The organism is Pseudomonas cremoricolorata, from assembly GCF_000759535.1.
GTDB lineage: Bacteria > Pseudomonadota > Gammaproteobacteria > Pseudomonadales > Pseudomonadaceae > Aquipseudomonas > Aquipseudomonas cremoricolorata_A.
In genome coordinates, this window is record NZ_CP009455.1 from 2,616,035 (window position 1) to 2,627,849 (window position 11,815).

The 11,815-nt window shown below is 62.8% G+C and carries 15 protein-coding genes and 1 tRNA gene; 9 read left to right on the top strand and 7 right to left on the bottom strand.

All coding sequences use genetic code 11. The features are described 5' to 3' along the window. Positions 1–22: 22 nt before the first annotated feature. Together purC and LK03_RS11505 are read left to right on the top strand one after the other, a co-directional pair. Positions 23–733: a phosphoribosylaminoimidazolesuccinocarboxamide synthase gene (gene purC, locus LK03_RS11500; RefSeq protein ID WP_016392503.1), complete on the top strand. Its 711-nt coding sequence runs from the start codon at positions 23–25 to the stop codon at positions 731–733. Between the two features lie 91 nt (positions 734–824). Next, positions 825–914, top strand: a tRNA-Ser gene (locus LK03_RS11505). A gap of 169 nt (positions 915–1,083) precedes the next feature. Here LK03_RS11505 and LK03_RS11510 read toward each other — a convergent pair. Continuing rightward, positions 1,084–1,887, bottom strand: coding sequence for a dienelactone hydrolase family protein (locus LK03_RS11510; protein WP_038412477.1), 804 nt, complete (start codon positions 1,885–1,887; stop codon positions 1,084–1,086). Between the two features lie 135 nt (positions 1,888–2,022). Between LK03_RS11510 and LK03_RS11515 the strand changes: the two genes are divergently transcribed. The 4 genes from LK03_RS11515 to LK03_RS11530 all read left to right on the top strand — a co-directional run bounded on the left by LK03_RS11515 (position 2,023) and on the right by LK03_RS11530 (position 6,334). After that, entirely contained in the window at positions 2,023–2,628 is a 606-nt protein-coding gene (locus LK03_RS11515; protein WP_038412479.1) for an outer membrane protein, read from the top strand. 69 nt (positions 2,629–2,697) lie between these two features. Beyond that, the gene (locus LK03_RS11520; RefSeq protein WP_028696927.1) at positions 2,698–3,375 is read left to right on the top strand and encodes a response regulator transcription factor; all 678 of its coding nucleotides are present in this window, start codon (positions 2,698–2,700) and stop codon (positions 3,373–3,375) included. Next, entirely contained in the window at positions 3,372–4,718 is a 1,347-nt protein-coding gene (locus LK03_RS11525) for an ATP-binding protein (RefSeq protein WP_038412480.1), read from the top strand. The genes LK03_RS11520 and LK03_RS11525 overlap by 4 nt, the downstream gene beginning before the upstream one ends. Positions 4,719–5,011: 293 nt before the next feature. Continuing rightward, complete coding sequence (locus LK03_RS11530; RefSeq protein WP_038412483.1) at positions 5,012–6,334, top strand: dicarboxylate/amino acid:cation symporter; 1,323 nt, start codon at positions 5,012–5,014, stop codon at positions 6,332–6,334. Positions 6,335–6,420: 86 nt separating this feature from the next. Here the strand turns inward: LK03_RS11530 and LK03_RS11535 are convergent, their stop codons facing one another. Further along, a complete protein-coding gene (locus tag LK03_RS11535; protein WP_038412486.1) occupies positions 6,421–6,915 on the bottom strand; it encodes a SprT family zinc-dependent metalloprotease in 495 nt (164 codons plus the stop codon). An 80-nt stretch (positions 6,916–6,995) separates the two neighbouring features. Then, entirely contained in the window at positions 6,996–7,595 is a 600-nt protein-coding gene (locus LK03_RS11540; RefSeq protein ID WP_038412487.1) for a Yip1 family protein, read from the bottom strand. 255 nt (positions 7,596–7,850) lie between these two features. On the opposite strand from LK03_RS11540, the gene ttcA reads away from it, so the two are divergent. Together ttcA and LK03_RS11550 are read left to right on the top strand one after the other, a co-directional pair. After that, positions 7,851–8,675 carry a tRNA 2-thiocytidine(32) synthetase TtcA gene (gene ttcA, locus LK03_RS11545; protein ID WP_038412488.1) on the top strand — a complete coding sequence of 275 codons (825 nt, stop codon included), beginning with the start codon at positions 7,851–7,853 and terminating at the stop codon, positions 8,673–8,675. A gap of 3 nt (positions 8,676–8,678) precedes the next feature. Continuing rightward, positions 8,679–9,350: a DNA-3-methyladenine glycosylase I gene (locus tag LK03_RS11550; RefSeq protein WP_038412489.1), complete on the top strand. Its 672-nt coding sequence runs from the start codon at positions 8,679–8,681 to the stop codon at positions 9,348–9,350. Here the strand turns inward: LK03_RS11550 and LK03_RS22500 are convergent. The 4 genes from LK03_RS22500 to arsC form a co-directional block, all read right to left on the bottom strand. After that, entirely contained in the window at positions 9,340–9,648 is a 309-nt protein-coding gene (locus LK03_RS22500) for a hypothetical protein (protein ID WP_240478605.1), read from the bottom strand. The genes LK03_RS11550 and LK03_RS22500 overlap by 11 nt on opposite strands. A 222-nt stretch (positions 9,649–9,870) precedes the next feature. Then, entirely contained in the window at positions 9,871–10,284 is a 414-nt protein-coding gene (locus LK03_RS11560) for a DUF2069 domain-containing protein (protein WP_038412492.1), read from the bottom strand. After that, positions 10,277–10,882 (bottom strand): NAD(P)H:quinone oxidoreductase, encoded by a 606-nt coding sequence (gene wrbA, locus LK03_RS11565; RefSeq protein WP_038412494.1) that lies wholly within the window; start codon positions 10,880–10,882, stop codon positions 10,277–10,279. The genes LK03_RS11560 and wrbA overlap by 8 nt, the downstream gene beginning before the upstream one ends. After that, entirely contained in the window at positions 10,879–11,232 is a 354-nt protein-coding gene (arsC, locus tag LK03_RS11570; protein ID WP_038412495.1) for an arsenate reductase (glutaredoxin), read from the bottom strand. Before arsC ends, wrbA begins: the two co-directional genes overlap by 4 nt. A gap of 88 nt (positions 11,233–11,320) precedes the next feature. Between arsC and LK03_RS11575 the strand changes: the two genes are divergently transcribed. Continuing rightward, positions 11,321–11,788 (top strand): TlpA disulfide reductase family protein, encoded by a 468-nt coding sequence (locus LK03_RS11575; RefSeq protein ID WP_038412496.1) that lies wholly within the window; start codon positions 11,321–11,323, stop codon positions 11,786–11,788. Positions 11,789–11,815: the final 27 nt, after the last annotated feature.

The window sequence follows — 11,815 nt, forward strand, 5'->3', positions numbered from 1 at the left end:
CACACTGCAAGCGGAGCCCATCATGGAAAAACGCGACGAACTGTACCGCGGCAAGGCCAAATCGGTTTATCAGACCGACGACGCCGACCGCTTGATCCTGCTGTTCCGCAACGACACTTCGGCGTTCGACGGCAAGCGCATCGAACAGCTGGACCGTAAAGGCATGGTGAACAACAAGTTCAACGCCTTCATCATGCAGAAGCTCGAAGAAGCCGGCGTGCCGACCCAGTTCGACAAGCTGCTGGGCGACAACGAATGCCTGGTCAAGAAGCTCGACATGATTCCGGTCGAGTGCGTGGTGCGCAACTACGCCGCCGGCAGCCTGGTCAAGCGCCTGGGCGTGGAAGAGGGCATCAAGCTCGAGCCGTCCACCTTCGAGCTGTTCCTCAAGAACGACGAGAAGGGTGATCCGTTCATCAACGAATCCCACGTGGTCGCCTTCGGCTGGGGTACCGCCGAGCAACTGGTCGAGATGAAGAAGCTGTCGCTCAAGGTCAATGAAGTACTGAGCAAGCTGTTCGATGACGCCGGCCTGCTGCTGGTGGACTTCAAGCTCGAGTTCGGCGTATTCCACGGCCAGATCGTGCTGGGTGACGAATTCAGCCCCGACGGCTGCCGCCTGTGGGACAAGGAAACCCGCAAGAAAATGGACAAGGACCGCTTCCGCCAGGGTCTGGGCGACGTCATCGAAGCCTACGAAGAAGTCGCCAAGCGTCTCGGCGTGCCGCTGTAACCTGCACTGGCACGCAAGCGCCTGATACCACGTGACTTTTTTCAACAAAAGGTTTGCCTTCCGAGAAAACGCTGGTATCATGCGCGCCACTGGAGAGATGCCGGAGTGGTCGAACGGGACGGATTCGAAATCCGTTGTACTGGCAACAGTACCTAGGGTTCAAATCCCTATCTCTCCGCCATATCAAAAAGCCCCGCAAGTTAATCACTTGCGGGGCTTTTTCGTATCTGTGTTTCAGGATTTCTCCGTGCTCTCAGTACCGCCTCGCCTGGAGCAACCTGACGGTTTGGGGGCAGGGTGCGCACGCGTAATCGAGTGGAGCAGGCGCACGGTGGTGTCAAATGTTCCGGTCATCCCTGATCACTGCTGAAGACCTCCTTGAAGAACCGCTTCATGTCAGCCCATGAACGCTCGTCCGCAGCTTTGTTGTAACCAATGTCCGGCCCGCCATGCTCGCCGTGGCCAAGGCGGTCGGCATCGGGGTTGCTGAAGCCGTGCTTGGCACCGGGCAGGCTGACGAACTCGAAGCTCGCGTTGGCGTTTTGCATTTCCTGCTTGAAATCGGCCACCTGTTGCGGCGTCACCATGCTGTCGTCGGCGCCGTGCTCGACGAGAATCTTGGCCCTGACCGCTCCGGCCTGCGCCGGTGTCTGAGTGACCAGTGCGCCGTGGAAGCTGACCACGCCGTCGAGCTTGGCGCCGCGCCGGGCGGCGTCGAGCACCACCTTGCCACCGAAGCAGTAACCGATGGCGCCGAGGCGATGCTTGTCGGTGCCGGGTTGGATTTTCAGCAGGTCGAGTCCGGCATCGAAGCGCCGTACGGCAGCGGCGGGGTCTTTCATCGCCTGGGCCATGAAGGCCTGCGCGTCGGCCGGGTGCTCGGTGTGCTTGCCGTCGCCGTACATGTCGATGGCCAGCGCGTTGTAGCCCAGCGCCGCGAGGTCACGGGCGCGACGCTTGGCGTAGTTGTCCAGGCCCCACCATTCATGCACCACCACCACGCCGGGGCGTTTGCCGGTGAGTGCGTCGTCGTAGGCGTAGTAGCCGATCAGGCGATTGCCGTCGGCGTCCTGATAAGGAATCTCGCGGGTTTGCACCGCTGCCTGGGTGAAGGCAGCGCTGCACATCAATGCCACGGCAAGCGCGAAGCGCATGGTCGGTACTCCCTATCGAGGTCAGGGTCAGGTTCGTTCAGCGCAGGTTCAGCCAGGGTTCAGCGGCGGTTCAGGCGCCGCTCACTACTCTAGCCCGCAGAGACACTCAGCGCATCCAAACTGGAGTACCTACCCATGAAAACACTCAATAGTCTGCTCGCCGCCGTGGCTGTCTGCGCCGCTGGCCTGGCCACTTCCGCCCAGGCCGACGACACCTTCGCCAGCCTCACCTATGGCCAGACCAGCGACAAGGTTCGCAAGTCCGGCCTGCTGCAGCGCAACACCGAGAACCTCAACACCGATGGCATCATCGGTAAGGATGGCACCTGGGGTGTGCGTCTGGGGCAAATCAACGACCAGGCCCGTTACTACATGACCTACGACAACGTCTCGGGGGACCACAGCGGCCTCAAGCTGCGTCAGGAAAACCTGCTGGGCAGCTACGACCTGTTCTACCCGGTCGGTGACACCACCAAGCTGTTCGGCGGTGCCAGCCTTGGCATGACCAAGCTGACCCAGGAATCTTCCGGCGTCAGCCGCGATACCGACTACGGCTACGCGGTTGGCCTGCAGGGCGGGGTGATTCAACAAGTCACCGACAACGCCTCGGTGGAGTTGGGCTACCGTTACCTGCGCAGCAATGCCAGCGTGGAAGTCTCGCCCCATGGCGAACCCAAGGCTGGCGCCCTGCGCCTGACCAGCAGCGCGCAGACCTACCTGTCGGCCAACTACCGCTTCTAGGGCCGCGTTCGGCTGATATCCTGTGCCGGCCGCCGCACCAACGCCGGCGCAGCCTTCGAGGAGAGATGCATGAAACTGCTGGTGGTCGAGGACGAAGCGCTGTTGCGCCATCACCTCCTCACGCGCCTGGGCGAGAGCGGCCATGTGGTGCAGGCCGTGGCCAACGCCGAAGAGGCGTTGTATCAGGCTGGCGAGTTCAGCTACGACCTGGCGGTGATCGATCTCGGTCTGCCCGGCATGAGCGGCCTGGAATTGATCGGCGAGCTGCGCCGCCAGGGCAAGACCTTCCCGATCCTGATTCTCACCGCGCGTGGCAACTGGCAGGACAAGGTCGAAGGCCTGGCGGCCGGTGCCGACGATTACGTGGTCAAGCCGTTCCAGTTCGAGGAGCTCGAAGCCAGGCTCAACGCCTTGTTGCGCCGCTCCAGCGGTTTCATCCAGTCGACCATCGAAGCCGGTCCACTGCTGCTCGACATCAATCGCAAACAGGCCAGCCTCGACCAGCAACCGTTGGCGCTCACCGCTTATGAATACCGCATCCTGGAATACCTCATGCGCCATCACCAGCAGGTGGTCGCCAAGGAGCGGCTGATGGAGCAGCTGTATGCCGACGATGACGAGCGCGACCCGAACGTCATCGAAGTGCTGGTCGGCCGCCTGCGCCGCAAACTCGAAGCGGCTGGCGGGTTCAAGCCCATCGATACCGTGCGCGGCCTGGGCTACCTGTTCAACGAGCGCTGCCGGTGATTCGCTCGCTGCGCGTGCGGCTGATGCTGGCCGCCGCGGTGCTGGCGGTATTGTTCATGCTGGCGCTGCTGCCGGCGCTGCAAAAGGCGTTCAGCCTGGCCTTGCAGGAGTCCATCGAGCAACGACTGGCCTCGGATGTCACCACGCTGATCTCGGCCGCACGGATCGAGCGCGGGCAGTTGAAGATGCCGGCGTTGTTGCCCGACGAGCGCTTCAAACTGCCCGAAAGCGGTCTGCTCGGCTATATCTTCGACCGCAACGGCACCCTCGTCTGGCGTTCCCGCGCCACCCGCGACCAGCACATCGACTACCGCCCTCGCTACGACGGCCGCGGCAACGAATTCGCCCGCGCCCGGCAGAGTGATGGTGAAGAGTTCTTCGTCTATGACGTGGAAATCAAGCTGTTGGGTGGCAAGAGCGCGGCCTACAGCATCGTCGCCCTGCAACCGGTGCGCGAGTACCAGCACACCCTCGACGGCTTGCGGGAAAAACTCTATCTAGGCTTCGGCGCTGCTTTGCTGGCACTGCTGGTGCTGCTCTGGGCGGGCCTGACCTGGGGCCTGCGGTCGTTGCGCCACCTCAGCCGCGAGCTGGATCAGGTCGAGTCTGGCGCGCGCGAGGGGCTGAGCCGTGAGCACCCCCGCGAGCTGTTGCGCCTGACCGGATCGCTCAACCGCCTGCTGCATAGCGAGCGTGAACAGCGCCAGCGCTACCGTGATTCGCTGGATGATCTGGCGCACAGCCTCAAGACGCCGCTGGCGGTACTGCAAGGCGTCGGCGAGAGCATGGGCAAGGGCGGTGACCAGCGCGAGCAGGCGCGCATCCTGCAAAGTCAGATCGAGCGCATGAGCCAGCAGATCGACTACCAGTTGCAGCGCGCCAGCTTGCGCAAGAGTGGTCTGGTGCGCCACCAGGTCGAGCTCAAGCCCCTGCTTGAAAGCCTGTGCAACACCTTGGCCAAGGTCTACCGCGACAAGCGCGTGCAGATCACCGTGGACGTGCCGGATCGGGCGCGGGTGCCCATGGAGCAGGGTGCTTTGCTCGAACTGCTCGGCAACCTGCTGGAAAACGCCTATCGCTTGTGTCTGGAACAGGTGCGTGTAAGCCTGCGCGGCGCTGCCGGGGAACTCGAGCTGTGCATCGAAGATGACGGCATGGGTGTCCCCCCTGATCAGCGCCAGCGCATCCTCCAGCGTGGGGAGCGCCTCGACCGGCAGCATCCTGGGCAAGGTATCGGGCTGGCGGTGGTCAAGGATATCGTCGACAGCTATGACGCCCGGTTGCACCTCGATGATTCGCCGCTCGGTGGTGCCGCATTTCGTGTGGTGTTCATCCTCGACTGAATGCCGGGGTGGGCGGATTCCCGCCACCGCCCCTGTTCAATTCCCGCCACCGGGCGGAATTCCGCCATGTCTGAGGGCGCTTTCTGCGCCATTGCGGCGCATTCCACCCGCATGAATGACGGGTTTGCACCGTGCCTGGGCATCTTGGCACTGCCCTTGCTAATCAGCTTGCAGAGGCCTGCGCCATGCAGCTCGAACACAACGACAAATCCCTCCATGTGCAGGAGGGTTAGCGATTCAGGTGCCATCGCCCTGGGAAGGGTGAAGCCGGCATACTCGAGGAAATTCACGCCATGACGAAACGTCAGCCGCTGTACAAGTCTCTGTATATCCAGGTGTTGGTCGCCATCACCATCGGTATCCTGCTCGGTCACTTCTATCCTGAAACCGGTGTTGCCCTCAAACCGTTGGGCGACGGCTTCGTCAAACTGATCAAGATGGTCATCGCGCCCATCATCTTCTGCACCGTGGTCAGCGGTATCGCCGGCATGCAAAGCATGAAGTCGGTCGGCAAGACCGGTGGCTATGCGCTGCTGTACTTCGAAATCGTGTCCACCATCGCCCTGATCATCGGCCTGATCGTCGTCAACGTGGTCAAGCCTGGCGCAGGCATGCACATCGACGTCAGCACCCTGAACGCCAGCAGCGTGGCCGCCTATGCCGCCGCCGGCGCCCAGCAGACCACCGTCGGCTTCCTGCTCAACATCATCCCCAACACCGTGGTCGGCGCCTTCGCCAACGGCGACATCCTGCAGGTGCTGATGTTCTCGGTGATCTTCGGCTTCGCCCTGCATCGTCTGGGCAGCTACGGCAAGCCGGTGCTGGACCTGATCGATCGCTTTGCCCATGTCATGTTCAACATCATCAACATGATCATGAAGCTCGCTCCGGTCGGTGCCTTCGGCGCCATGGCCTTCACCATCGGTCAGTACGGTGTTGGCTCGCTGGTGCAACTGGGCTACCTGATGGCCTGCTTCTACATCACCTGCCTGCTGTTCGTGCTGGTGGTGCTCGGCGGTATCTGCCGCGCCCACGGCTTCAGCGTCCTCAAGCTGATTCGCTACATCCGTGAAGAGCTGATGATCGTACTGGGTACTTCCTCTTCGGAATCGGCCCTGCCGCGCATGCTGGCGAAGATGGAGCGCCTGGGCGCGAAGAAGTCGGTGGTCGGTCTGGTCATTCCTACCGGTTACTCGTTCAACCTCGACGGCACCTCGATCTACCTGACCATGGCTGCGGTGTTCATCGCCCAGGCCACTGACACCACCATGGACATCACCCACCAGATCACCCTGCTGCTGGTGCTGCTGGTGGCTTCCAAAGGTGCTGCAGGCGTGACCGGTTCCGGCTTCATCGTGCTTGCCGCAACCTTGTCGGCTGTTGGCCACCTGCCAGTTGCCGGTCTGGCACTGATCCTCGGTATCGACCGCTTCATGTCCGAAGCTCGCGCCCTGACCAACCTGGTCGGCAACGCGGTAGCGACCGTGGTCGTGGCCAAGTGGGTCAAGGAGCTTGACGAGAACAAGCTGCAGTCGGAGCTGGCTTCCGGTGGCGCGCCGCTGGAAGACACCCGCCCGACCGACGACCTGGGCGTTGCCGAAGGTCCGGCTCGCTAAGTTCGTGCTAGTGGTATGAGAAAGCCTGTCTTCGGACAGGCTTTTTTATTTGGGCTGGGCTCGGGGCGGCAGGAAGGCCCGGGGGTTTACTCGTGGCGAGTCTGGCCGCTGAACACCAGCACCTGACGACAGCGCTTGCACAGGTAGCGACGCCCCTGATGCACCAGCTTGTGGCGCTGGGCAGTGAAGGCAAAGTCGCTGTCGGGGCAGGGGCAGCGGTAGATGTAGCGGGTCGCCATACGACGCTGCACGGCATAGTTGTGGCAGCGCAGTGGCGGCAGTTCATAGACGCCGCGCATGATCAGCTGCCATTCCTCGCCATGGGCCTGAATACCCGCACCGAACAGTTGATGGGCAATCAGGTGCGCCACCTCGTGTGGCACGGTCTGGCGGAGGAAGTCTTCGCGGTTGGCCTGGTACAACTGCGGATTGAACCGCAGCAGGTTGTCGTACAGATGGGCAACGCCGGCCTTCTGCCCACGCAGTTTGAAGCTGACGTCGGGGCGCGTGAAGGGCCGTTTGAAAAAGGCTTCGGCCTGCGCGTAGCAGGCCTCCACCCGTTGTTTGAGCTGCTCGGGCATAAAGGGGAGGTCTCCTGGCCGGGCATTATGCCGCACCCGTGGTGCCGGCACAGAAACCGTTGGTCAGCGTGTCCGGCAGGCTAGCTGATGTACACAGGCCCCACGCCCATGCCCCAGATCACCACCGTCGCTGCCATGATCGCTACCAGTACCACCAGGCCGACGGCCAGCACCGAGCTCGAGAACAGAAATCCTTCGTCGTCCGGAATAGCCATGAACGTCGGCAGGCCGACGTACAGCAGATACACCGTGTAGGAAACCGCCGCGATGCCGATCAGCATGCCCAGCCAGACATGCGGATACAGGGCGGCCAATCCGCCAATGAACAGCGGCGTGGCCGTGTAGGTGGCAAAGGCGATGCACCGCGCCATCGACGGCGTGGCGTCGTAGGTGCGCGCCATCCAGTGAATGAACGCGCCCATCACCGCTACCCCCAGCAGCATGGCGATGTACGACATCACGCTCATCCAGAGCGCACCAGGCACTGCCAACATCACGGCTGCGCGCCCGCCGATCACCCAGCCGAACTGGGTGGTGCCGATGAATGCCGAGATGGCTGGAATCGCTGCCAGGATCAAGGTGTGGGTGAGGTAAAGATGGCTGATGGACTCTTGCTCGCCACGAATCTGCTTCCACTCCTGGTCAGGATGGGTGAACAGCCCCAGAACGTGATGAATCATGTCGATGCCTCCTCTGCTCATGGGCAGGCGGCCTGGGCGACGCGCCCGTGCCATACGGCCAGGATGCCGCGGGGCAGGGTGGCCATATGACGCAGTATAGAAAGCCGATCCCATCAGTAACGCTGCTGTTTAGAGCAAATCGCGCTGTGCCGGGGCGAAACGATTCACTTGTAGTCTTTGTCGGATGGGCTACGCCTCGGCAGCCTTTGCCGGTAAACTAGCCGGCTTTTGTCACACCTCGCGGATTCAAGCGCCATGGGCACCCTCTCGGTCAACCAGAACAAACTGCAAAAACGCCTGCGTCGTCTCGCCGGCGAAGCGATCACCGACTTCAACATGATCGAAGAGGGCGACAAGGTCATGGTCTGCCTGTCTGGTGGCAAGGACAGCTACACCATGCTCGATGTGCTGATGCACCTGCAGAAGGTGGCCCCGATCAAGTTCGACATCGTGGCCGTGAACATGGATCAGAAGCAGCCGGGCTTCCCCGAGCATGTGCTGCCGGCCTATCTAAAGTCCCTCGGCGTCGAGTACCACATCGTCGAGAAAGACACCTACTCGGTGGTCAAGGAACTGATCCCAGAGGGCAAGACCACCTGTTCACTGTGCTCGCGCCTGCGCCGCGGCACGCTGTACACCTTCGCCGATGAAATCGGCGCGACCAAGATGGCCCTCGGTCACCACCGTGACGATATCGTCGAGACCTTCTTCCTCAACATGTTCTTCAACGGCGCGCTCAAGGGCATGCCGCCCAAGCTGCGTGCCGACGACGGCCGCAACGTGGTCATCCGCCCGCTGGCCTACTGCAACGAGAAGGACATCCAGGCCTACTCGGACATGAAGCAGTTCCCGATCATCCCGTGCAACCTCTGTGGCTCGCAGGAAAACCTGCAGCGTCAGGTGGTCAAGGACATGCTGATCGACTGGGAACGCAAGCACCCCGGCCGTACCGAAAGCATTTTCCGCGCGATGCAGAACGTCGCCCCCTCGCAACTGGCCGACCGCAGCCTGTTCGACTTCACCAGCCTGAGCATCGACCAGAGCGCCACGCCGCGCTTTCTCGATGTCGTGAACCTCTGACCGATGCGCGACTATCGCTGGCTGCATGAGTTCTGTCTGAACCGTTTCGGTTCGGCCAAGGCCCTGGAAGCGCAGTTGCCGCAACCGCGCACGCCTGCGCAACTGCGCGCCATGCCCATCGACCGCTACTTGTCGACACTGGCGTTGCGCGTGTTTCGCGCAGGTTTGAAGCACAGCCTGGTCGACGCCAAGTGGCCGGCGTTCGAACAGGTGTTTTTCGGTTTCGATCCGGAAAAAGTGGTGCTGATGAGCGCCGAGCACCTCGAGCGACTGATGCAGGACACCCGCATCATCCGCCACCTGGGCAAGCTCAAGAGCGTGCCGCGCAACGCGCAGATGCTGCTGGACATCGAGAAGAGCCACGGCAGCGTCGGCACCTTCATCGCCGACTGGCCGGTGACTGATATCGTCAACCTGTGGAAGTACCTGACCAAGCACGGTAACCAGTTGGGCGGGTTATCTGCGCCGCGCTTCCTGCGCATGGTGGGCAAGGACACCTTCGTGCCGACCCAGGACACCTCGGCGGCGTTGATCGCGCAGAAGATCATCGACAAGGCCCCGACCAGCCAGCGCGATCTGGCTGCGGTGCAGGACGCCTTCAACCAGTGGCACGCCGAAAGCGGCCGGCCGCTGTGCCAGTTGTCGGTCATGTTGGCGCATACCGTCAATCACTGAGGCTCATTGCGCGACCTGTGCGGGTCGCCCAGGCACCACTCACCCGCAGCACCCATCCAGCCAAATCCTGTTTGATTGCCGCCGCGTCACCCACTTCGAGTACGACGCCCTCAACCAGCGCATCGCCAGCACCCGCCCGGACGGCCACCGCGTCAGCTGGCTGACCTACGGTAGCGGACACCTGCAGGGCCTGAAATTCGACGAGCACGAACTGCTCAGCTACGGGCGTGATGACCTGCAACGCGAAATCACCCGCGAACAAGGTAATGGCCTGATCCAGCGGCAACAATGGACACACAACGGTCAGCTCCTCGGACAGAAGCTAGGACCGCGCGACTCCAGCCACTTCGAGACAGGCTTGCATTACAACCGGTATCGAGATTACGACCTGCGGGTGGGGGCAGTTCATTGGCAAGGACTCGTTCACCCAAGAAGCCAACAGCCCAGTTCACTCGACGCCACAGAGCTTGTTGCGCAGGTTCAACACGATGTCTGCGCGTCCGGTCTGGGTATCTAGGCCTCAGCCACCTTCCCCCGCCACCCGCCGATCGAACTGAAACCGCCAGCGCACATACAGCAATGCGCTGACGAACAGTCCCAGGCTCAGGGCGACCTCGACCCAGCCGAGCAGGGCTCTGGCTGGGTCGAAGGCGGCGAGCACGCCTTTGATGAAGTACAGGTTGACCACGAAACAGGTCCAGGCGTGGGCGCGGGCGCTGCCTTTGAGCATGCCAGGCAGCAGCAACAGCAGGGGCAACAGTTCGATGGCCATGATCACTCCAACCCGTGCGCCGTGCAGGTCGGCGAACAGCAGGTTGTTCAGGCTCAGCAGGGCGATCAGCGCGAGGAAACAGGCCAGGCTGGCGCTGCGGGCAATGCGCAGGCGCGGGGCCAGCCAGTCCAGTGCTGGCAACGGCTTGACCCGTTTAGCCACGGCTCGCCTCCAGCGCCTTGGCGGTGGCGCCGACGCGTTGGCCCAGGGCGCGGCACAGGGCGGTTTCATGTTCGTCGAGCTGGCGTTTGCCATCGGCCCCGGCATGGTGACTGGCGCCATAGGGCGTGCCGCCGCCGCGGGTGTCGAGCAGGGCCGACTCGCTGTAGGGAAGGCCCAGCACCAGCATGCCGTGGTGCATCAATGGCAGCAGCATCGACAGCAGGGTGGTTTCCTGGCCGCCATGCAGGCTGGCGGTGGAGGTGAAGACCGCCGCTGGCTTGCCGACCAGTTCGCCGCCCAGCCACAGGCTGCTGGTGCCATCGAGGAAATATTTCAGTGGTGCGGCCATGTTGCCGAAGCGGGTAGGGCTGCCCAGCACCAGGCCGGCGCAGTGGCGCAGGTCATCGAGGGTGGCATAGGGTGCGCCGCTGGCAGGGATGTCAGGCACTACCGCTTCGCAGTCTGTGGACACCGCTGGCACGGTGCGCAGCCGAGCTTCCAGCCCGCTCAGCTCGATGCCGCGGGCGATGTGCCGGGCCATCTCGCTGGTGGCGCCGTGGCGGCTGTAATACAGCACGAGGATGTAAGGGGCGCTCATGGCAGGATCTCCAGCACGTTTTCCGGCGGACGACCGATGATTGCACGCTCGCCTGCGCGCAGAATCGGCCGCTCGATCAGCTTGGGGTGTTCGACCATGGCGGCGATCAGTGCTTCTTCATCCAGGCTGGCGTCGGCCAGGTTCAGCGCCTTGTACTCGTCTTCGCCGGTGCGCAGCAGTTGTCGCGCCGAGATGCCCAGGCGACCGAGCAGGTCGCGCAGGGTAGCGGCATCGGGCGGGGTTTCCAGGTAGCGCACCACGGTCGGCGCCAGGCCTCGGGCCTCCAGCAGTTCCAGGGCGGCGCGGGATTTCGAGCAGCGTGGGTTATGGTAGAGGGTCAGTTCAGGCATGACAGGGTCTCGCTTCCAGCCGGGAGTGGCGGCTATTCTACCCGTCGGGCTGCCTGGCAGGCTGCAAAACTTTGAGAAGGATTGACCCATGGCAAGGCGTTTGGCAGTAGCACTGGCCATCACCGCGAGCCTCTTGCTCGCCGGTTGTGGCGCGGACTATGGCGTGGACCAGGACGGCAAGACCGTCAAGGCCGAGCAGATCGATGGCCATTGGCTGGTACTCAACTACTGGGCGGAATGGTGCGGCCCGTGCCGCACGGAAATCCCTGAACTGAATGCCGCCGCCAAGCAATGGCAGGCGCAGGGCATTGAGGTGCTGGGGGTCAACTTCGATGGCCTGCAAGGCGCCGACCTCAAGGAGGCCGCCAATGCGCTGGGTATCGAATTCATGGTGCTGGCGCAAGACCCCGCCGAGCGTTACGAGCTGCCGCGCAGCGAGGCATTGCCGGTGACCTACATCATCGATGACAAGGGCAAGGTGCGCGAGCAGTTGCTCGGTGAGCAGACCTTGGAAGGCCTGCAAGAGAAGATCACCGCGCTCAAAGGCGGGGCCTGATCGCTTTCACGACTCGGGGCCGCCGCG

What these genes read in the sequence shown, in the direction of transcription:
- purC (WP_016392503.1), top strand. Translation starts at nt 23, where the DNA reads ATGGAAAAACGCGACGAACTGTACCGCGGCAAGGCCAAATCGGTTTAT.
- LK03_RS11510 (WP_038412477.1), bottom strand. Translation starts at nt 1,887, where the DNA reads ATGCGCTTCGCGCTTGCCGTGGCATTGATGTGCAGCGCTGCCTTCACC.
- LK03_RS11515 (WP_038412479.1), top strand. Translation starts at nt 2,023, where the DNA reads ATGAAAACACTCAATAGTCTGCTCGCCGCCGTGGCTGTCTGCGCCGCT.
- LK03_RS11520 (WP_028696927.1), top strand. Translation starts at nt 2,698, where the DNA reads ATGAAACTGCTGGTGGTCGAGGACGAAGCGCTGTTGCGCCATCACCTC.
- LK03_RS11530 (WP_038412483.1), top strand. Translation starts at nt 5,012, where the DNA reads ATGACGAAACGTCAGCCGCTGTACAAGTCTCTGTATATCCAGGTGTTG.
- LK03_RS11535 (WP_038412486.1), bottom strand. Translation starts at nt 6,915, where the DNA reads ATGCCCGAGCAGCTCAAACAACGGGTGGAGGCCTGCTACGCGCAGGCC.
- LK03_RS11540 (WP_038412487.1), bottom strand. Translation starts at nt 7,595, where the DNA reads ATGATTCATCACGTTCTGGGGCTGTTCACCCATCCTGACCAGGAGTGG.
- ttcA (WP_038412488.1), top strand. Translation starts at nt 7,851, where the DNA reads ATGGGCACCCTCTCGGTCAACCAGAACAAACTGCAAAAACGCCTGCGT.
- LK03_RS11550 (WP_038412489.1), top strand. Translation starts at nt 8,679, where the DNA reads ATGCGCGACTATCGCTGGCTGCATGAGTTCTGTCTGAACCGTTTCGGT.
- wrbA (WP_038412494.1), bottom strand. Translation starts at nt 10,882, where the DNA reads ATGAGCGCCCCTTACATCCTCGTGCTGTATTACAGCCGCCACGGCGCC.
- arsC (WP_038412495.1), bottom strand. Translation starts at nt 11,232, where the DNA reads ATGCCTGAACTGACCCTCTACCATAACCCACGCTGCTCGAAATCCCGC.
- LK03_RS11575 (WP_038412496.1), top strand. Translation starts at nt 11,321, where the DNA reads ATGGCAAGGCGTTTGGCAGTAGCACTGGCCATCACCGCGAGCCTCTTG.